At 43.9% G+C, this 19,987-nt stretch carries 23 protein-coding genes; 8 read left to right on the top strand and 15 right to left on the bottom strand.

Annotated features, from left to right (window positions below; all coding sequences use genetic code 11):
- Positions 1-20: 20 nt before the first annotated feature.
- The 15 genes from KKOR_RS09670 to KKOR_RS09600 form a co-directional block, all read right to left on the bottom strand.
- Complete coding sequence (locus tag KKOR_RS09670) at positions 21-1,415, bottom strand: SLC13 family permease (RefSeq protein WP_015780942.1); 1,395 nt, start codon at positions 1,413-1,415, stop codon at positions 21-23.
- 47 nt (positions 1,416-1,462) lie between these two features.
- The gene (locus KKOR_RS09665) at positions 1,463-1,693 is read right to left on the bottom strand and encodes a hypothetical protein (protein WP_015780941.1); all 231 of its coding nucleotides are present in this window, start codon (positions 1,691-1,693) and stop codon (positions 1,463-1,465) included.
- Between the two features lie 43 nt (positions 1,694-1,736).
- Complete coding sequence (locus KKOR_RS09660; protein ID WP_015780940.1) at positions 1,737-2,450, bottom strand: M15 family metallopeptidase; 714 nt, start codon at positions 2,448-2,450, stop codon at positions 1,737-1,739.
- Between the two features lie 21 nt (positions 2,451-2,471).
- A complete protein-coding gene (gene dapE / locus KKOR_RS09655; protein WP_015780939.1) occupies positions 2,472-3,617 on the bottom strand; it encodes a succinyl-diaminopimelate desuccinylase in 1,146 nt (381 codons plus the stop codon).
- Between the two features lie 12 nt (positions 3,618-3,629).
- A complete protein-coding gene (locus tag KKOR_RS09650) occupies positions 3,630-3,995 on the bottom strand; it encodes a Spx/MgsR family RNA polymerase-binding regulatory protein (RefSeq protein WP_015780938.1) in 366 nt (121 codons plus the stop codon).
- A gap of 28 nt (positions 3,996-4,023) precedes the next feature.
- The gene (dapD, locus tag KKOR_RS09645) at positions 4,024-4,848 is read right to left on the bottom strand and encodes a 2,3,4,5-tetrahydropyridine-2,6-dicarboxylate N-succinyltransferase (protein ID WP_015780937.1); all 825 of its coding nucleotides are present in this window, start codon (positions 4,846-4,848) and stop codon (positions 4,024-4,026) included.
- Positions 4,849-4,886: 38 nt separating this feature from the next.
- Complete coding sequence (gene glnD, locus KKOR_RS09640; RefSeq protein WP_015780936.1) at positions 4,887-7,535, bottom strand: [protein-PII] uridylyltransferase; 2,649 nt, start codon at positions 7,533-7,535, stop codon at positions 4,887-4,889.
- Between the two features lie 3 nt (positions 7,536-7,538).
- Positions 7,539-8,375 (bottom strand): type I methionyl aminopeptidase, encoded by an 837-nt coding sequence (map, locus tag KKOR_RS09635; RefSeq protein WP_015780935.1) that lies wholly within the window; start codon positions 8,373-8,375, stop codon positions 7,539-7,541.
- A gap of 194 nt (positions 8,376-8,569) precedes the next feature.
- Positions 8,570-8,920 carry a DUF1428 domain-containing protein gene (locus tag KKOR_RS09630; RefSeq protein WP_015780934.1) on the bottom strand — a complete coding sequence of 117 codons (351 nt, stop codon included), beginning with the start codon at positions 8,918-8,920 and terminating at the stop codon, positions 8,570-8,572.
- A gap of 79 nt (positions 8,921-8,999) precedes the next feature.
- On the bottom strand, positions 9,000-9,200 hold the full coding sequence (locus tag KKOR_RS09625; protein ID WP_015780933.1) for a hypothetical protein: 201 nt from the start codon (positions 9,198-9,200) through the stop codon (positions 9,000-9,002).
- 11 nt (positions 9,201-9,211) lie between these two features.
- Positions 9,212-9,826: a toxin-antitoxin system YwqK family antitoxin gene (locus KKOR_RS09620; protein WP_015780932.1), complete on the bottom strand. Its 615-nt coding sequence runs from the start codon at positions 9,824-9,826 to the stop codon at positions 9,212-9,214.
- Positions 9,827-10,060: 234 nt separating this feature from the next.
- Positions 10,061-10,261, bottom strand: a complete 201-nt coding sequence (locus KKOR_RS09615; RefSeq protein ID WP_015780931.1) for a hypothetical protein — start codon at positions 10,259-10,261, stop codon at positions 10,061-10,063.
- A gap of 52 nt (positions 10,262-10,313) precedes the next feature.
- Positions 10,314-10,865 carry a DUF7010 family protein gene (locus tag KKOR_RS09610; protein WP_015780930.1) on the bottom strand — a complete coding sequence of 184 codons (552 nt, stop codon included), beginning with the start codon at positions 10,863-10,865 and terminating at the stop codon, positions 10,314-10,316.
- A gap of 25 nt (positions 10,866-10,890) precedes the next feature.
- The gene (locus KKOR_RS09605; RefSeq protein WP_015780929.1) at positions 10,891-11,790 is read right to left on the bottom strand and encodes an acyl-CoA desaturase; all 900 of its coding nucleotides are present in this window, start codon (positions 11,788-11,790) and stop codon (positions 10,891-10,893) included.
- A 138-nt stretch (positions 11,791-11,928) separates the two neighbouring features.
- Entirely contained in the window at positions 11,929-12,270 is a 342-nt protein-coding gene (locus tag KKOR_RS09600) for a hypothetical protein (protein WP_015780928.1), read from the bottom strand.
- Positions 12,271-12,543: 273 nt separating this feature from the next.
- On the opposite strand from KKOR_RS09600, the gene rpsB reads away from it, so the two are divergent.
- The 8 genes from rpsB (at position 12,544) to rseP (ending at position 19,985) form a co-directional block, all read left to right on the top strand.
- Positions 12,544-13,278 carry a 30S ribosomal protein S2 gene (rpsB, locus tag KKOR_RS09595; RefSeq protein WP_015780927.1) on the top strand — a complete coding sequence of 245 codons (735 nt, stop codon included), beginning with the start codon at positions 12,544-12,546 and terminating at the stop codon, positions 13,276-13,278.
- Positions 13,279-13,385: 107 nt separating this feature from the next.
- Positions 13,386-14,255 (top strand): translation elongation factor Ts, encoded by an 870-nt coding sequence (gene tsf / locus KKOR_RS09590; RefSeq protein ID WP_015780926.1) that lies wholly within the window; start codon positions 13,386-13,388, stop codon positions 14,253-14,255.
- 59 nt (positions 14,256-14,314) lie between these two features.
- Positions 14,315-15,031 carry a UMP kinase gene (gene pyrH / locus KKOR_RS09585; protein ID WP_015780925.1) on the top strand — a complete coding sequence of 239 codons (717 nt, stop codon included), beginning with the start codon at positions 14,315-14,317 and terminating at the stop codon, positions 15,029-15,031.
- A 102-nt stretch (positions 15,032-15,133) separates the two neighbouring features.
- On the top strand, positions 15,134-15,691 hold the full coding sequence (gene frr, locus KKOR_RS09580; protein ID WP_015780924.1) for a ribosome recycling factor: 558 nt from the start codon (positions 15,134-15,136) through the stop codon (positions 15,689-15,691).
- An 87-nt stretch (positions 15,692-15,778) separates the two neighbouring features.
- The gene (locus tag KKOR_RS09575) at positions 15,779-16,501 is read left to right on the top strand and encodes an isoprenyl transferase (RefSeq protein WP_015780923.1); all 723 of its coding nucleotides are present in this window, start codon (positions 15,779-15,781) and stop codon (positions 16,499-16,501) included.
- Positions 16,502-16,504: 3 nt separating this feature from the next.
- Positions 16,505-17,395 carry a phosphatidate cytidylyltransferase gene (locus KKOR_RS09570; protein ID WP_015780922.1) on the top strand — a complete coding sequence of 297 codons (891 nt, stop codon included), beginning with the start codon at positions 16,505-16,507 and terminating at the stop codon, positions 17,393-17,395.
- A gap of 2 nt (positions 17,396-17,397) precedes the next feature.
- Positions 17,398-18,597 carry a 1-deoxy-D-xylulose-5-phosphate reductoisomerase gene (gene ispC, locus KKOR_RS09565; protein ID WP_015780921.1) on the top strand — a complete coding sequence of 400 codons (1,200 nt, stop codon included), beginning with the start codon at positions 17,398-17,400 and terminating at the stop codon, positions 18,595-18,597.
- Positions 18,598-18,647: 50 nt separating this feature from the next.
- Positions 18,648-19,985, top strand: coding sequence for an RIP metalloprotease RseP (gene rseP / locus KKOR_RS09560; RefSeq protein ID WP_015780920.1), 1,338 nt, complete (start codon positions 18,648-18,650; stop codon positions 19,983-19,985).
- The last annotated feature ends 2 nt before the right edge of the window (positions 19,986-19,987 follow it).

The raw sequence follows: 19,987 nt of genomic DNA, 5'->3' as shown, positions 1-19,987 counted from the left end.
TTAAATTTGTTTGAATAATGTTAATGCCCAACCATGAAATAAACCACCAAGGTGATAATGACAGCACCAGCCAGGTTCATAATAAAGCCATTTCTTACCATTATTTCGACCGATAATTTATTGCTGGAAAAAATAACAGCATTCGGCCCTGTTGCAACCGGTAGCATAAAGGCACAACTGGCACTTATTGCTGCTGGAAACATTAATATGGCTGGATCCATATTGGCCGCAACGCCTGCGGCAGCGAGTATCGGCATCAGTAGTGCAGCAGTCGCAGTGTTACTCGTTAACTCAGTGATGAAAGTTACAATCAGGCAGATTGATACGATCAATAAAATGGGTGGCAAGTCTGTCAAAAAGCCCATTGAATGACCTAAAATTTCACTGAGTCCGGAAGCAGTGAAAGCTGAGGCAATGGCAATACCACCTGCAAATAGAAGTAAAACTCCCCAAGGTATTTTATTGGCAGTTTCCCAGTCCAGAAGTTTGCCACCTTTACCATTCGGGATCATAAACATGGCGATGACGCCAAGTAACGCAACTGAGGCATCATTGGCCTGGGTAAGGCCTAATAACTGACTCCAGCCGCCAAAAGGCCCTGTTCTGAATACCCAGAGAAAAGCGACTACCGCGAATACTGCTAAAGTACGTTTTTCTTCTGAGCGCCATTTTCCAACTGGAGGTAGGTCATAACTTTGATTGGCTTCGAGCTTTCGGGTCAACCACAGCCACATCACAGGAACAAATAGAATGACAATCGGTAACGCCCATATCATCCAGTCAATAAAGCTGATTACTTCGCCAGTTGCCTGGGCGTAAAAGTTCATAAATAGTAAATTGGGTGGCGTGCCGATCGGTGTGCCTACGCCACCAATATTGGCGGCGTAGCCAAGCCCAAGCAGTAAGGCTATAGCAAACTTTCGTGTATTTTCATTATCGGGACCACATTGGACAATCGCCATTGCCACCGGCAATAGCATAAGCGTTGTGGCTGTATTGGAAATCCACATACTCAAGCTGGCACTGGCGATCATAAAACCAAGCACAATCCGTTTTTCTGAGTGCGAGCCCACCAATTTGATCATGCCGAGTGCAAGTCTTCTGTGAGTACCACTTTTTTCTAAAGCTGTTGATAATATAAAACCACCCATCAGTAACAGAATTAGCCAATGACCGTAAGCTTCAGCAACTTGTTTGGCACTAAGCACATCAAAGGCAGGGAAAGCTGCAATGGGTATTAAAGATGTGGCAGGAATGGGGATAGGCTCAAATATCCACCAGACCGCGCACAGCGTAGCTATCGCCGCAGTGATTGAAGCAGGATGAGAAAAATTGGCGCTGACCATTAAAAAATAAACCAACACTGTAAGAATGGGTCCAAAAAATAAAGCCAGTTTTTGTAACTGCTGTTGCATTGCTTAACGCCCCCGTTTTGTTAAGCGATTCTGATCACGGTTGTTTCTTATGAATTAGTATCGTTCGAGTCAGTTTTCTGTTTCGATTTATCTTCTAATTGAGGTGTTTTTCTTTGATTCTTGTTTTCTAAATCTTCCTCACCTTCATTGTCATCGTCATATGGCTTAGGTTTTACACCCTTTGGCACTTTCCAATGGTCAGCTGATCGTTTTAACGCAATAATTCCTGAAAACAGTATGGCAAAAATGATGAAGGTTACGATTATGGCTTTGAGCATTTTTGAACCTCTTTAATGTATTTTTGAAAAGCCGAGCTATTTACTATGGCTGTTCCTTACAGATCCGCATAACGTACTTTTGAACCAAGGAATCAAGCTTGGGCATGATGAATTGTTTACCGCCAATATCACACTTCTCCAATGTGGTACGTAAAAGCTCCAGTGGGAATTCTTCAAGTGCTTTTTCTGCTACCGGCTTATAACTGATATGCCAGGGTTCGCAGGCTACGCCACCAATATCTTCCGCATAGGGCTTAAAAAAATCATACTCACTTAAGTAGTCTTCTAACCAGTCGTTTAGAAGGCCGCAAGGCCCGTTCTTGTCGAACTCCTGTTCAGTGAGTTCAACATCATGCCCCATGTCGATAGCACCTGCATCAAACACATCGAAATCTGTGCCCCAATGGTGGCGACTAGCACCGGGCAGTGCTGAGTAATGCAATATCGCGTTAACTCTTTCCTGGCCATCCAGATCTTGGGAGTTGACGCTTGAACCATCGCGTAAATTAAGAGTTACTTCCTGATAATATTTTTTGTTCCAAATGGCCAGTTGATGTTCAAAAGAACGATAACTGCTGACAATGCGGAGTGGAATACCGTCAAGTTCAGAACGTCGAATCAGCTTGGCGATTGGAACGAGTACTTCATGATGACATTGAAATTTTTGTCCAAGCAATTCGCTATTATCGGCAATATGCAAAAGGTGATCCTGATTGAGACCAATAATTTGTTCGGCTGTCATCATAGAAGAGTGCATAGAGTGCCTTATAGTTGCGTATTAAAATGTCTCTGGACCAGTTAGTAACTCTACCAAAATCTGATAATAAACTTCAGTGAGCTTGTCGAGGTCTTCAATTTTCACTGACTCATTAATTTGGTGGATAGTTTTGTTTATGGGGCCTATTTCTACAATCTCAGCGCCGGTCTTAGCAATAAAGCGACCATCCGATGTTCCACCAGTGGTTAATGGTGCTGTATCTATTTGGCAGACTGTTTTGATGGCGTTGCGGGCAGCAACCAGAAGGTGGCCATGGTCGGTTAAAAATGGTTCGCCATTCAGTTTCCAGTCCAGGTCATACTCAAGGTTATATTTATCCAAAATGGCAATGACTCTTTGCTGCAATTCTTCATGGGTTGTTTCTGTGGAGTAGCGGAAATTGAACTCAACATACTTTTCGCCTGGAATGACGTTTCCTGCTGTGCCAGCTTTTATAATGGCAATCTGAAAACTGGTTGCTGGAAAAAAATCATTACCCTGATCCCATTCGGTATGAGCTAGCTCATCTAACGCTTTGAGGGATTTATGGATGGCATTATCTGCCAGATGCGGGTAGGCGACATGACCTTGTGTGCCCTTTAAGTTTAAAAAGCCAGTTAATGAGCCGCGCCGTCCATTCTTTATGACATCGCCAAACTGCTCGCTACTGGATGGCTCGCCCACTACACAATAATCAAGGGGCTGGTTACGTTTCATCAATTCTTCGATCACGCGAACAGTACCATTAATAAAAGGGCCTTCTTCATCGCTAGTGATCAAATAACCAATTGAACCATTATGATTTGGATAGTCATTGACGAAACGCTTGGTGGCAACCAGCATGGCAGCCAGACTGGATTTCATATCCGCTGCACCACGACCAAACAGGTAGCCACCTTTTTCGGTTGCTTCGAAAGGTGGAGTGTTCCACTTTTCTAATGGTCCAGCAGGAACAACATCAGTGTGGCCAGCGAAAACAAAGACGGGACCTTCTGTTTTTCCGTGGCGTAATGACCAGAAGTTACTGGTATCTTCAAAGTTCATGATTTCGTTGTCGAAACCAAGCGCTTGCAGATATTCCATCATCATTTGCTGGCAGCCAGCATCTTCCGGTGTTACGGAAGGACGGTTAATCAAGTCTTTACTGAGTGCCAGCGTTTCGCTCATGGATGTGTTCCGTTAGTTGAAGATTGCCTGATACTGCTCAGGTTTAAAGCTCAAATGGACATCAATATTGCTGCCGTCTTTCAGCACTAGTACTGGACGTTTGATCAAAGTGACTTTTTCCAACATTAAGTCTAAAGCTGAGTCACGGTCGATATTATCTTTGACCGATTGGTCAAGCGGTTTCCAGGCAGTGCTGCGTTTATTTAAAAAGGTTTCCCAGCCAATCGCTTTGTCCCAACTTTCTATTTCTTTTCGTGGCAATGGATTTTTACGATAATCCACAAACTCATGTTTGATGTCGTTAGCTTCCAACCATTTAACCGCTTTACGCACGGTATCGCAATTGGGGATTCCGTAGATCGTAACTGCCTTGCTCATAACTTAAACCTCATACTGAAACTTTTAATTAAAACTTATCCATACGCAGTAAATCGTTGATGCTCGTTTTGGCACGCGTTTTCGCATCGACCTGTTTAACGATGACGGCGCAGTTCAAATTGTATTTACCACAATCTGAAGGCAAGCTACCTGGCACAACTACAGAGCCAGCAGGAACTCGACCATAGGTCACTTCATCAGTCAGGCGGTTATAAATTTTAGTACTTTGGCCAAGGAAAACGCCCATCGAAAGTACAGAGCCTTCTTCAACGATAATACCTTCAACCACTTCAGAACGGGCACCAATGAAGCAGTTGTCTTCAATGATGGTTGGGCCTGCCTGTAATGGCTCTAACACGCCACCAATGCCAGCGCCGCCGGAGAGGTGAACATTCTTGCCAATCTGTGCGCACGAACCGACAGTGGCCCAGGTATCAATCATGGCGCCTTCATCAATGTAAGCACCGATGTTGGTATAGCTTGGCATCAAAACAACATTCTTAGCGATGAATGAGCCATGACGGGCAATCGCGTGTGGTACTACGCGTGTACCGCCAGCTTTGAATTCTTCTTCGGTCATATTCTGGTACTTCATTGGTACCTTGTCGTAGAACTGGGCCAGACCAGTATCAATCACTTTGTTGTCATTCAAACGGAAGGATAACAACACCGCTTTTTTCAACCATTGATGGACAACCCAGTCGCCATCAATCTTTTCGGCAACGCGAGCCTTGCCTGAGTCGAGCAGGTTTAATGCTTCGCTGACCGCTTCTTTAACATCTTGCGGGGCGGATCCAGGCGATAATTGGTCACGGTTTTCAAAAGCTTGTTCAATAGTAGTTTGTAATGACATAGTGATTCTCTTTTACAATCAAATAAGGGTTTATTCGGTTAGCTAGCAATGGCTTCTAGAATTTTCTGTTTAACTTGTTTCAAGTCGGCTTTGTCTTTTAACGGCTGATTGTCGCGGCGACTCAAGGTGAAAGTATCTTCAACTCGCTCACCGAGGGTCACAATTTTGGCCGAGTGAACTTTAAGCTCGCACTCCATGAATGCCTGGCCTAATTTTGCCAAAAGTGCCGGACGATCCAAAGCGGTAATTTCCAAAGTAGTGAGATTGGAGTTTTCATCATAACTAAAAGCTATACGGGTTTTGACGTTGAAGTGCTTCAAGCGACTCGGTACCGCACGGCTGACATCCAGTTTGCGGTGGTCCAGATCCGATAAGCCCTCAATCAAGTTATCTTGAATCTCTTGAATGCGGCGCTCGTATGAAAGGGGGTGTCCTTGCTCATCCAATACAATAAAGGTATCAAGACATAAGCCTTTGGGCGAGGTGTAAAGAGTCGCTGCCTGAATATTCAGGTGATTTTGACTCAGCACTGCCGTGATAGCAGCAAATAAGTCGCGCTGATCTTCAATCGCAATAAAAACTTCTGTGCCGGCTTGTGAGCGATGATTCTTAATCGCCACATAAGGCAGTTCAGGTTGCGACATCAATTGCTCGGTTTGCCAGATGATTTGTTCTGGGTGGTAGCGCAATAAGTATTCGTCACCTAATTCATCCAACAACTCTCTAATCGGCTCAATCGAATCGCCGACCTTACCAAACTGCTCCAGTACCTGCTGACGCGTGTCCTGTACCATTTCGCTTTGATTGGCGCGGGGAGTGGACTGAGTCAGGTATTGCTTGGTGGCTAAAAAAAGCTCTTTCAGCAAAGATTCTTTCCATGAGTTCCAGAGTGTTGGATTGGTCGCGCGGATATCCGATACGGTTAATACATACAGCAATTCGAGATGTAAAATTGAAGGGATCTGCTTACCGAAGGTTTCGATAACATCCGGATCGCTAATATCTTTTCGTTGCGCCACTAACGACATGATCAGATGGTTTTTGACCAGCCATGAAATCAGTTCGCAAATGTGTGGCTCAAGGCCAATACCTTGTGCATAGTCCAGTGCATCAACCGCACCAAGTTCCGAATGGTCACCACCACGGCCTTTACCGATATCATGGAAAATCGCAGCCAGATATAAAGGCGTTGGATCGACCAGAGTTTTCATGATCTTGCTGCACAGCGGAAACTCTTGTTGAAACTCCGCTCTGTTATAGCGAATGATATGTCGCAGTAAAAACAGTGTGTGCTCATCGACAGTGTAGGCATGGAACAAGTCGAACTGCATTTGTCCTTCAATTTTTGCGAACAAAGGAATCAATGAACCCAAAACATTGGTGCGTTTCATCAATGCAAAGCCACGACTGGTCAGCTGCTTGGTTGATAGAAACTCTTTGAAAAAACTAATGTTAATCGGATCTTTTCGGTATTGCTCATTAATAATCTGTTGGCTGGAACGGATAATACGTAACGTTCGAGCTTCGATTTCATTAATTTCTGGGTGTAGAGAAATATGACGAAAGATCTTAATAAGGCAGTGAGGTTTTTTATAAAACAGATCCGGGTCGTTAGCACCAATACGTCCTTTATAAATATAAAAGTCATCATCCAGATCAATCACTTGCTGACGCTCGTCAGAACGTAAATGCTCTTGCTCAAATACCTGAATAAAGAGTTCATTCAAGTTTCGAATCGACATCACAGCCCGATAATAGCGTTGCATCATATGCTCGACAGCAAGCTTGTGCGAATCGTCTTCATAACCGAGCCATTCCGCCACTTTCTTTTGATGCTCAAATAGCAGGCGATCTTCCCGCTTGTCACACAGCACGTGCAAAGCAAAGCGCACTCGATTGAGGTATTGCTGATGATTGATCAGGCTCTTGTATTCGCGACGAGTAAAAATCCCATGAACGATTAAGTCATGCAAGCTGCTGGTCTTAAAGTGCTTTAAAGTAATCCATTGCATGACCTGCAAGTCGCGCAGGCCACCTGGGTTCGATTTAATATTGGGTTCAAGATTAAACGAGGTATCTTTAAACTTGGCGTGGCGCACACGCTGCTCGCTGACCTTTGCTTGAAAGAATTCTTCTGATGGCCAGAAAGTGTCAGATTTAATGACTCTGAGCAGATCTTTGAACAATACATTTTCGCCACATAAGAAACGTGACTCGATGAGATTGGTGGCAACCGAAATTTCGGTACGAGATAATTCTTCGCATTGGCTGACGGTGCGAACACTATGACCGACTTCAAGCCCGATATCCCATAGGAACGCTAACCAGGCCTCTAACTCCTGTGTATGCTCAGAGCTAGAATCTTCGTTTAATAAAACCAGAATATCGAGATCGGAATAGGGCTGTAATTCTTCTCGACCATAACCGCCGACCGCAACTAGAGCTGAATGGCCATTGACCTGAAACTGTTGCCAGCTGGAAATCAAAATATGATCCAGTAACGCGCTACGAGCTTTTAGCAGTTGGTTGATGCGGGTGCCTTTTTGAAATTGCTTAACCAACGCATCAAGACCAGCCTGCAAATAACGTTTATAACTTTTTAATCGCGCACCAGGATCGCGCGAGTCGGCACTTTTAAGAAGCTCCGCAGCTTTTGGCAGATAATTGTATTTATCAGGACTGGCCACGATTTATTTGAAAGGCTCATCGCTACGGCGCGTTAAAACTTCAACACCATCCGCAGTGACCAATAAAGTGTGCTCCCACTGCGCAGACAAAGACTTATCCTTGGTCATTACTGTCCAGCCGTCTTTTTTGTGGTGTTTCACGAAACGTTTACCGGCATTAACCATCGGCTCAATTGTGAAAGTCATGCCTTCTTTGAGCTCAAGGCCGGTACCGGGTCGACCATAGTGAGTGACCTGTGGTTCTTCGTGGAAAGTATCGCCAATACCGTGACCGCAATACTCACGAACAATCGAATAGCCTTTACCTTCTGCAAACTTCTGAATAGCGGCACCAATGTCACCCAAGCGAGCGCCAGGCTTAACCATATCAATTGCCAGATACAGCGCTTCCTGAGTGGTATCAATTAACTTTTTAGCCTGTGGTGTTGGCTCACCAACTACAAACATCTTGCTGGTATCGCCGTGATAACCGTCTTTAATGACCGTTACATCTATATTGACGATATCGCCATTACGCAGAGGTTTCTTGCTTGGAATGCCATGACACACCACATCATTGACCGAGGTGCAGACCGATTTCGGAAAGCCACCATTACGCACAGGCGCAGTTGGCTGGCCATCTTCACCCAAAGTCACAGGGTAGGGGGCGCCACCATAATAGAGAGGCGCAGGGTAACAACCTTGCACCTTAACAATGTGCTCATGACAGATGTCATTAAGCTCTTCGGTCGTCACGCCTTTCTTGACGTGCTCACCAATCATTTCTAATACTTCCGCCGCCAGACGCCCGGCAACACGCATTTTTTCAATCTCTTCAGGAGTTTTAATCTTAATCGTCATCTTCTGCCCAAGTGGTACTCGCACAAAACCTTAATATTCAATAGGTTAGTGAAAGTTAAAACGGTAACTCGTAATTTGCGCTCTATTCTAACGAATTGTAGGAAACAAGGGAAACTGGATAAACAAAACCATCAACAAATATTGATGGTTTTCAGGGATTAGAGCTGTAGGAAATTTAGAACCGGTAGAGAAAGCTATAACTCCAGCAAAACATCAAAACCACCATATATCATTCGTTTACCATCAAATGGCATCGGACTTTTTTCAGGATCGAGTCGTGAGTCTTTCATAATCGATTCCCAGCCTTTATCGCGCACTGTTTTAGAAGGCCAAGTCACCCAGGAGAAGATAACTTTCTCGTCATCCTTACATTTTACCGCCATCGGGAAGGAAGTTACTTTGCCGTCGGGAACATCATCGCCCCAACATTCGACTATTTTTAAAGCGCCATACTCCTTAAAAATATTGCCGGCATATTCGGCGTGCTCTTTGTAAGCCTGTCGATTAGCAACAGGTACCGCTGCAACAAATCCATCAACGTACATTTGAGTCTCCTTGGTCATGGGGCAACTGGCTCATTTTAGTATGCGCCTACCATTCTAGAATGCAATATTACCTATTGGCCTACATCGCCAAACAAAAGGAGTTGTCACACTTTATTTTCTTTTGCCTAACTTCGCGCTCACAGTCGAGGCTGGCAATCATGTCACTTTTACCCTGTTCAATTTTGTAGGCATAGCACTCGTTATAGGTTGAGTAATCTGAGCAGGCTGAAAGTAGCACAACCAGAAAAACCGCGCTGATAGTTTTTAATGATGCTGTCATTTTTACTCCTTTTAATGAGTCCATACGGTTTTCCCCACTTTTTTACCTTCAGTATAAGTTGATCTGCCGACTAGCTTGCCATTACTTCTGTACTGTAAAACCTGGCCGTGGCGCTTACCATTGACATAATCCTTGTCGAAGTTGATTTCACCATTGGAGTGGTAGTCGTAGCACTTGCCATGCTTTTGGTTATCAACATAATCGCACTGAGCTACTTTGTTACCTTTATCGTTAAATTGCTCCCATAGCCCATGCTTTTTATCGCGCTGGTAATGCTCGCGGAATTGGACTTTTCCATCTTTACGGTAGGTTTCTCGTAAACCATGCTTTTCACCCAATACATACTCCTGCATTTCAGTAACACGTCCTTCATACAGGCGATAAAAGGCACCATGTTTCTTCCAGCGCTTTTTGCCATTTACTTCATGTTGAATATAAATGCCTCTAGCATATTTCGTGTTTTCAATTTTAAAGGTCAGCCCCTGCTCATCGGTGAACTGTTGATCGTCTTCAAGTTTATCGAAATGTTCAGGCTTGATCTTGGTGTAATCGAAAGGTTCTGATTGCTCTGCGGCGTGTGTTGCTGAGATTAAAAAAATAGAAAGAACAATAATTAAAAACTTCATAATGACTCCCTTAAATTCTAGTTAGGATGCAGCCTCCCCAAAGGCTCAAACTAGTTATAAAACATAATTAAAGGAATGGCTAGTATGATTTTTGAACAAGTCTAATGCTTGAAATCAGATGGATATCATTATCCCTTAGTCTTCTGGAGACAATGGCATTACGCGCTTTAAGCGCGTAATGCGGTGACTTTCGTTGGCTCAATGCCGACAGTTCGAACTATTAAACGAAAAGGATTACTTCGACTTTCTATTCTTGGCATCAATCGCCAGACCAATGGCAAAGCCTACTGCTATACCAATCGGAATACCCAGAGCAATATTATCCAAAGCAACGCCTAAAGCGGCGCCAACACCGACGCCGATTGCCATAAATGCTCCAACAAAGGTTTGCGGCTCTTTCTTCTGATCATTCTGATCAGGTTGTTTGTTGTCCATAGTGTTCTCTCTAAAAAGTTAGGTGGTGAGACATATCTACAGGTATATCAAATCAGCTCGAAGATGTCACAAGTTCCTCTTTATGCGACACAAAAATCACTAAACCAAAAACGAGTTCAATGATTGCTCCTGTAAAGGCTCCGAACATTACTGGCGCATTGAAGTAATACAACGCAAACCCCGCCGCAACCAATGTGCCACCAAAGACCCAGAATATTTTCATGCCATATAAGGTCCTAAAGGTTAAATAACGTCCGCCGATAATCAGCAACATCGCAGGGAAGAACCATTCAATTTTGTACAAAGATGCGGCAATTGCAATTGGTATCGAAACCAACATCCAGTAAGTGCCTTCCATTGCTAATGGTCCTAAAGGATTGTTTTTGTCATGTTTCCCAGAGGCGCCGAAAAGCTTACAAAGTAGGATAGAGATAGGAAAAATAAACATACCGCCAATAAGCAGTGCGATGATTGCTGCTTTGGGAGTAGAGAAAAGCGCTATAAGTCCTGCCGCAAGCCAAACTAAACCAGACGTTACGACACCTGGTGCACCGTCATAGTATGAGCGTCGCATGTTTTGTTGTGCATCATTGATTGTCATCATCTTGTTTTTCCTTAATTAGAAGTTTTTATTGTTTGGTCATCTCTTGTAAATCTTCTCTTGAGTCTGCTGGCCGTGGAAGTCTAATGCTTATAACCCACCCAAAAGATTTTAGCAGCTGAATAAAGCGCCAAGTTGGATCAGACTGGCCTTTCTCAATCCCAATTCTAGCTGATTCTGGAAATGCGTGATGGTTATTATGCCAACATTCTCCGTAAGTCAAAATCCCCAAACCAGGTAAGTTTGAAGCCTGAACGTAAGCATCTTTAACCTTCCACCTGCCTTGCCCGGGATTGTGACAAAAGTAGGTTATTGTCCAGTGACCAACGACGCTGACTGAAACTCTGGCAAATATCCCCCAAACGATAAAAGGCATCCCACCGAAATAGTAAAGAAATAACGCCAAAGGAATTTGATGAAGCCGCCAAGTTTTCTCAAGAAATTGGTAGAAGCGATCATTCTGTAGATGAGCTTCTATTTGAATCTGTGGGGGATGAGTGAACTCAAAGCGTGACGTTAGCTGCCACCATAGATCTTTCCAATAGGCTTGTCTGTGCGAGAAAAAATCGTGACACTTATTTTGGCGCTGTGCCCAGTCTCGTAAGTCATGAATTTTTATCACCCCAAAGGGGCCAGACATTCCGACTAACACACCGATATAAATCAATAGCCGCTCAACGGGTTTAATAGCTTTAAACGAACGATGAATCATCATCCTATGCATACCGGCACTATGTCCAATAAGCAGAGTAAAGTAGGTCAATATAAGAAAAAGTAAAACTGAGCCGAGAGTGGTATAAAAGGGTATTAAAACAATGGAAGCGAGAACCATCCCCAGATTCCAAATGGCTTTGGGCCAATCAACTATCACGTTACCCTCATTGGGGTTAGCGTTCTTTCCATTGATTCGAAGGACGGGTTCCATCATGCGTTTATTCTCTATTTATCTAAAAGAGGTGCGTCACGACGCCCCCTACGGTTGCTAAGAAATGGTTCTTTTAGAAAGCTTTGTCCAGTGGTCGGAGTCATGTATTTATAAAGCTTCATATGGTTGATGACTATTCAATTATGAGTAACTGAAAAAATCGACATTTAATAACAAAGAATTGCGTAATACGGCCTGAGCACATCGAATACCCCGGTTAAATAGTATATCCCCATCTTTACGCTCTAGTAATCCTTCTAGTATTAAAGCGCTTGTTCGTGCTTTACTGTAATGTACTAAGGCACTAAGTTTATTGGGTTGGAAAGTAGCTCTATCAACACATGAATTAATAAAAATAGTCAGTGCAAGGGCTTCTTTCGAGTCAGGTTCATAGTTTTTAAGTGAGTTTTCGAAATCTTCCAGCACGAAATTCACTATATTTACTTCTTCCTGGGTCAACTCCCTCTCTTTTTGAACAATCATTAGTATCCCCCTTAATACTAAGCTAATTACCCCATAATAAGCGGATTAATATAAGCAATACAAATTAGTGAAAATGTTGCTTCAAACCCTTAAAAATGGTATAAAGCGCGCCGTGGCTCGTAAGTGCGTCTTTTTTAGATGTCTTTTTGAGTCATAAACCTAAACTACACACGCAAATCGACACATTTGCCGGGGTGCTCAGTCGGATTAAAGCTGGCTTGGGTCGGGAAATGGGATTTGCGGAGGCTTAACCCGAAATTCGGAGAATATATTATGTCTAAAGTTAGTATGCGTGACATGCTACAGGCGGGCGTGCACTTCGGTCACAAAACCCGTTTCTGGAACCCTCAAATGCGTCCATATATCTTTGGTGCGCGTAACAAGATCCATATCATCAACCTTGAAGAAACTGTTCCTATGTTCAACGATGCGTTGAATTACCTAGGTAAAGTTGCTTCTAATAAAGGTAAAATTCTGTTTGTTGGCACTAAGCGTGCAGCTAGCGAAATTGTTAAAGAAGAAGCGACTCGTTCAGGTCAGTTCTTCGTTGATAAGCGCTGGTTGGGCGGTATGTTGACTAACTACAAAACTATTCGTGGTTCAATTAACCGTTTGAAAGACTTAGAAAAACAGTCTGAAGATGGCACTTTTGAGCGTTTGACTAAGAAAGAAGCTTTGATGCGCCGTCGTGAGATGGAAAAATTGGAAGCTTCTATCGGTGGTATCAAGAACATGGGCGGTTTGCCTGATGTATTGTTCGTGATCGACGCTGACCATGAAAACATTGCTATCGCAGAAGCTAACAAAATGGGTATCCCAGTTGTTGCGGTTGTTGATACCAACTCTAATCCTAAAGGCGTGGATTACATCATTCCAGGTAACGATGATGCGATTCGTGCAATTCGTTTATACTGCGCAGCGGTTGCTGATGCGGTCCTTGACGGTAAGCAGAGCAGCGCTACTACTGCCGATCAAAGCGACGAGTTTGTAGAAGCTGACGAAGCTTAATCAGCAGGCTACATAAGCTATTCTAAGGGGGCAATGCCCCCTTTTTTGAACTATTTACTGATATTCGTTGCGGAATCCTGGCAACGAAAGATATGCGGAGAGAAATCATGGCTATTACTGCAGCATTAGTTAAAGAATTACGTGAGCGCACCGCCGCTGGCATGATGGAGTGTAAGAAAGCTCTAGTTGAAGCTGACGGCGATATCGAGTTAGCAATTGATAACATGCGTAAATCAGGTCAGGCGAAAGCGGCTAAAAAAGCGGGCCGTATCGCTGCTGAAGGTGTTATCTTGGCAAAATCTAACGGTGGCGTTGGTGTTTTGGTTGAAATCAACTCTGAAACTGACTTCGTTGCTCGTGACGAGAATTTCCTGGGTTTTGCCAACGCAGTTGCTGATCTAGCGTTGGAAAAAGGTATCGGCGATGTTGAGACTTTGAACAACACTGAAATGGCTTCAGGCGAAACAGTAGAAGTCACTCGTGCGAACTTGGTTGCTAAAATTGGTGAAAACATGACAGTTCGTCGTGTCACTAAAATCGAAGGCGACAACTTGGGTGCATACATCCACGGCGGCCGTATCGGTGTTTTAGTTTCTATGAAAGGTGGTGACGAAGAGTTAGCTAAAGACGTGGCTATGCACGTTGCAGCAAGCAACCCACAGTTCAATAAAGCTGATGACGTTGCTCCAGAAGTTATTGAAAAAGAGAAAGAAATCATCAAAGCTCAACCTGATATGGAAGGCAAGCCTGAAGAGATCGTTGAGAAAATGATGGTTGGCCGTATCAAGAAATTTGTTGGTGAAATCACTCTTGAAGGTCAAAACTTTGTTAAAGATCCATCAACAACTGTTGGAGCTTTAGTTAAATCTAAAGGTGCTGAAGTTGTTTCATTCACTCGTTTCGAAGTGGGTGAAGGTATCGAGAAGAAATCAGAAGATTTCGCTTCTGAAGTTGCTGCTCAAATGGGTAAAAAATAAGCTAGAATTAGCTTAGGTAACAGTTCTCGATAGTCGCGATAGTTAAAGAGGAACCGCGCATGACAAACCCGGCTTACAAACGAATCTTGTTGAAATTAAGTGGTGAAGCACTAATGGGGCAGGAGGCGTTTGGAATCGACCCTTCGATTCTGGAGCGTATGGCAAAAGAAATTAAAGGGTTGAGTGAGCAGGGAATCGAAATTGGAGTGGTTCTTGGTGGCGGTAATATTTACCGTGGCCAGAAGCTATCCGAAGCCGGCATGAACCGTGTGACTGGTGATCACATGGGCATGCTGGCAACAGTAATGAATTCGCTGGCTCTACAAGATGCTTTCGAGCGTGTTGGTCAGCCAGCGAAAGTCTTGTCGGCAATGCCTATCGATGGTGTTTGCCAAGGCTTTTCTCGTCGTGGTGCCATCAACTCCCTTGAAAAAGGTCGTGTCGTAATTTTCTGTGCCGGTACCGGCAGTCCTTTCTTTACAACGGATACCGCTGCTTGTTTGCGAGGCATTGAAATTGATGCGGACCTGATTTTGAAAGCGACTAAAGTTGACGGCGTTTACTCGGCGGATCCGGCCAAAGACAAGAATGCGGTGCGTTATGAGCAACTAAGCTATAAAGAAGCGCTTGATAAAGAGCTTGCGGTTATGGACTTAACAGCGTTTTGTCTGGCTCGTGACCACAACAAAAATATTCGTGTTTTTGATATGACAAAACCAGGGAACCTTGAAAAAGCGGTTCTAGGTCATGCCGAAGGCACATTAATTCATCCTTGATATAACCTATGCGTCCGGAGACAAACCGGCCGTTGATCCCAGCCCGAAATTGGGCATAATAGCCCTAGCTAATAAAAAACAAGCAAAATAGGAGAGTATTCTGTGATTAACGACATTCAAAAAGACGCTGACCAGCGTATGGATAAAAGTATTGAGTCCTATAAAGGTGACTTGGCAAAGGTTCGTACTGGTCGTGCTCATCCTAGTTTGCTTGAGCACATTATGGTGCCTTATTATGGTGTAGACACACCAATCAGTCAGGTTGCCAGTATTGGCGTGCAAGAAGGCCGTACTTTAGTGTTGCAAATTTTCGATAAAGGTGCGATTGAAGCTACCGAGAAAGCGATTCTTAAGTCGGATTTAGGCTTAACGCCTAACGTTGCTGGTCAGGTGATTCGGATTGCATTACCGCCACTGAGCGAAGAGCGTCGCAAAGAGTTCATTAAAGTGGTTAAAATGGAAGCCGAAAATGCAAAAGTTGCGGTGCGTAATATTCGTCGCGATGCTAATAACTCATTGAAAGAACTAGAGAAAGAAAAAGAAATCTCTGAAGATGATTTGCGTCGTGCTGAGGATTTAATCCAGAAGTTGACTGATACCAAAATAGCGCGCATTGATGAAATTTTGGCGGAGAAAGAAACAGAATTGATGGAGATTTAATCCCCATAATGCTATTTCATGAACGCCGTGGGCTTATGCTTCGCGGCGTTCTTGTATTTAAGTCTTTGAAATTTAGGGTGGAAGTGGGTGTCGGATAACGAACCAGTTACAACAGATAAGTTGCCGCAGCATATTGCTATCATTATGGATGGTAACGGACGCTGGGCGCAGGCACGAGGGAAAAAGCGTGTGTTTGGGCATAAAGCGGGTATGGAACGGGCGCGCGAGATGGCAGAGACCTGTGGCGAGCTAGGAGTTAAATTCCTGACCTTATTTGCGTTCAGTAGCGAAAACTGGAATCGTCCAGCTGAAGAAGTCAGCTTTTTGATGGATTTATTTGCCACAAGCCTCAAAAATGAGTCTAAGAAACTCAATAAGAATAACGTAAAGTTGAAAGTTATTGGTGACAAGGCTGGATTTGATAAAGGCTTGCAGAAGGCCATTGATAAAGCAGAGGCTTTAACGGCTGATAATGATGGTCTGACTTTAAACATCGCGGCCAACTATGGTGGCCGTTGGGACATCATGCAGGCTAGCCAACAACTGCTAACAAGCGGACGAGAGCTGACTGAAGCTAATCTCGTTAAATATTTAGCGACAGGAACTGCACCAGAGCCTGATTTGCTGATTAGAACCGGTGGCGAAAAAAGAATTAGCAATTTTCTATTGTGGCAGGCTGCTTATTCAGAATTGTATTTTAGTGATGTGCTATGGCCAGATTTTGACGGTGAGCAATTAAAATTAGCTTTGGCTGATTATGCTCAAAGACAGCGCCGTTTTGGCAAAACAGGTGAACAGGTAACAGGGTAAACTATGTTAAAACTAAGAATCATAACTGCGCTAGTGTTATTGCCGTTGGCGATGGTGCTGTTGTTTTACCCGGGCCTGAAAGTATTCTCTCTAATATTGATTCCAGTCTTTGCCATTATTGCTTGGGAGTGGAGTCGGCTACTACAAACTAATAAAGTTATCAGCACGCTATTTATCTTATTAGCGGTTGCCAGTCTTTGTGGTATCTATTATTGGCTGAGTCAAAGTGAATTCTTTGCTTATCCAGCTATCCCTGTTAATTGGGCCGAAACCCACCCGTTTAAACTATTAATCGTCTCGATTATGGCCTGGGTTGTCGCCTTTGTGTTAATTCTACTGTACCCCAAGATGGGGCGTGTCTGGCTGCGTGGTCCTTGGATTCGTGCTTTATTTGGCCTGATTTTCCTGGTTAGCACCTGGCTCGCGGTGGTTTTAATCCGCAGTACTGACATTGGCCAAAATCATTATTATGGTGGTTGGTTACTGTTACTGATGTTTGTGATCATTTGGGGCGCAGATGTTGGTGCTTATGCCTTTGGTAAAGCAATGGGTAAGCGTAAGTTGGCGCCGGTAGTCAGCCCTAATAAAACCTGGGAAGGTGCGATAGGTGGCTTGATCACCGCTACGGTGTTATCAACCATTGCGGCTTTTTATATTGGTTTGTCGTTCTCGCTAACATGGTTTGTTTTATTAGCAATGGTTCTGGTGGTCGTTTCCGTTATTGGTGACTTGTTTGAAAGTATGCTCAAGCGTCAGGCGGGGATTAAGGATAGCAGCCAGATTTTACCTGGTCATGGTGGTCTGCTGGACCGCCTGGATAGTACACTTTCAGTTGCTCCTTTCTTTATAGTTGCTTTGCTGCTCTTTGAGCATGGCCTGAGCATTAGTTTATAAATATGTCCATTCAACGTCAGTCAATTTGCATTCTCGGAGCAACCGGTTCAATCGGTACTAATACGCTGGATGTGATTCGACGTCATCCAGAGCGCTACCATGTATTTGCGTTAACGGCGAATCAGAATATCGACTTGCTCTTTAAACAGTGCTTAGAATTTGAGCCTGAATACGCGGTTTTGACCAGTGAAGAACATGCCGAATTATTACAAGCCAAGTTCAATGCAGAGAATATATCTACCAAGCTATTAATTGGTATTGAGGAACTTGCCTGGGTGGCAAGTCATAAGGATGTGGATACTGTCATGGCGGCGATTGTTGGGGCTGCTGGTTTAATACCAACCTTAGCTGCGGTCAAAGCCTCCAAAAAAGTGTTGTTAGCCAATAAAGAAGCTCTAGTGATGTCTGGGGCTATTTTTATGCAGGCAGTCAGCGAAAGTGGCGCAACATTATTACCCATTGATAGTGAGCACAATGCAATCTTTCAGTGTTTACCGGAACATTTCGTTTCGCAAGGCATCCAATCCTGCGGTATTCACAGTATCGTCTTGACTGGCTCGGGTGGACCTTTCTTGAAAAAACCACTGGCAGAGTTTCCGATGATTAGCCCTGACGAGGCCTGCGCGCATCCAAACTGGTCAATGGGGCGAAAGATTTCGGTCGATTCAGCAACTATGATGAATAAAGGTTTGGAGTTGATTGAAGCCTGTTGGTTATTTGATGTCCAGCCCGAACAGGTCGAAGTGATATTACACCCGCAAAGTATCATTCATTCCATGGTTCGCTATCAGGATGGCTCGGTGCTAGCTCAGATGGGGAATCCTGATATGCGAACGCCAATTGCTCATGCAATGGCCTTCCCTGAAAGAATTAGCGCAGGTGTAGAGCCATTAGACTTTATGCAAATTAGTCAGCTTACTTTTGAGCAGCCCAGTTATGAACGTTATCCGTGCTTAAAGTTGGCCAAAGAAGCGATGACTGAAGGGGGGAACACTCCTGCGCGACTTAATGCCGCCAATGAAGTGGCAGTGGCGGCCTTTTTGGATGAAAAAATTAATTTTGACCAAATCGCTTCGGTGATTCAGCAGACATTAACCGAAACTGAGTATGCTGGGGTGGTGGATTTAAAGTCTGTGCTCGCAGCGGATAGAGTGGCAAGAGAGCACGCACAGCAGATTGTCGAGGCGTTAAGCACGGATTAAAAGCTTAATATAACCGGAAAAGTTAACTATATATTGAGAATATTCATTTAATGACTGATTTTTTATACAGTATTTTTGGCTTGCTAATTCTGTTAGGAGTTTTAGTCACTTTTCACGAGTGGGGACACTACTGGGTCGCTAAGAAACTCGGTGTGAAAGCCCTTCGTTTCTCGGTTGGGTTTGGTAAACCTATCTGGGGACGGACCAATAAGCACGGCACTGAGTTTGTTATTGCACCTATACCCTTGGGTGGTTATGTACGATTTGTCGATGAGCGTGAGGGTGAAGTTGCTGAGGCAGATTTACCTTTTGCTTTTAATCGTCAGCAAGTCTGGAAGCGGATATTGATTGTTTTAGCTGGCCCAATGGCAAACTTCTTGTTGGCGATAGTGGTTTATGCGGCTGTTTATATGATGGGTATTGCCGTCGGCAAGCCGTTTGTGACTAATGTTCTTCCTAATACAGTTGCCGCTCAAGCAAATTTTCCAGAGAACAGCGAAATCCTTTCAGTTGATGGGGTGCAAGTTAAAAGTCTGGAAGATGCGATTTTTGCCTTTGTTGATCATATTGATGATGACAAAACTATTAAAGTTGTAGTTAAACCGCTGAATCAGGAGCCAACCACAGTAGTATTAGACGTAAGTCAGTGGCAAGAGCCTGATGAGGGTACTATTTTTGATAGTCTGGGTTTAGGTTTTGGGCGTGTTAATGGAGAGCCGTCTTTAGGATTGGTTGCAAAAGATTCCCCAGCAGAGAAGGGTGGGTTGAAAGTTGGAGATACGGTTGTTTCGGTCAATGGCGAGTCAATAAGCCTGTGGAGCGAATTTGTTTCCTTCATAGAAAATAACCCGGGAAAACCGCTTGAGTTAATCGTAGCCCGTGACGGATATCAGCAACCGCTTGTAGTAACGCCAGAAGCCAATGAGCGTGATCGAACCATAGGTTATCTTGGGATCTCACCAGCTTTTCAAGGCTATAACGTCATAAACTACGGCTTCTTCGAGTCTTTTGGTAAAGGTGCGGAGCAGACCTGGGTGATGGTTGAAAGAATCGGTAGCTTCCTCGGGAAATTGATTACAGGGAAGTTATCAATTAAAAACTTGGGCGGACCGGTTGGAATTGCCCAAGGTGCGGGGCAGACTGCACAGGCTGGAATGGTTGCATTCTTGCTTTATCTCGCTATGATAAGCGTCAATTTAGGCTTCGTGAACCTTCTGCCAATCCCAATGTTAGACGGTGGTCATTTAATGTACTATCTTGTCGAGCTTGTTCGTGGCAAGCCTGTCTCTGAAAAAATTATGGAACTTGGTATGAGAGTTGGCATCATACTAGTGCTGACAATCATGGCGATTGCGCTATTTTTCGACATAAACCGAATAAACCAATAGAG

The organism is Kangiella koreensis DSM 16069 (assembly GCF_000024085.1).
Lineage (GTDB): Bacteria > Pseudomonadota > Gammaproteobacteria > Enterobacterales > Kangiellaceae > Kangiella > Kangiella koreensis.
This window is presented reverse-complemented; position numbering and strand designations above follow the sequence as displayed.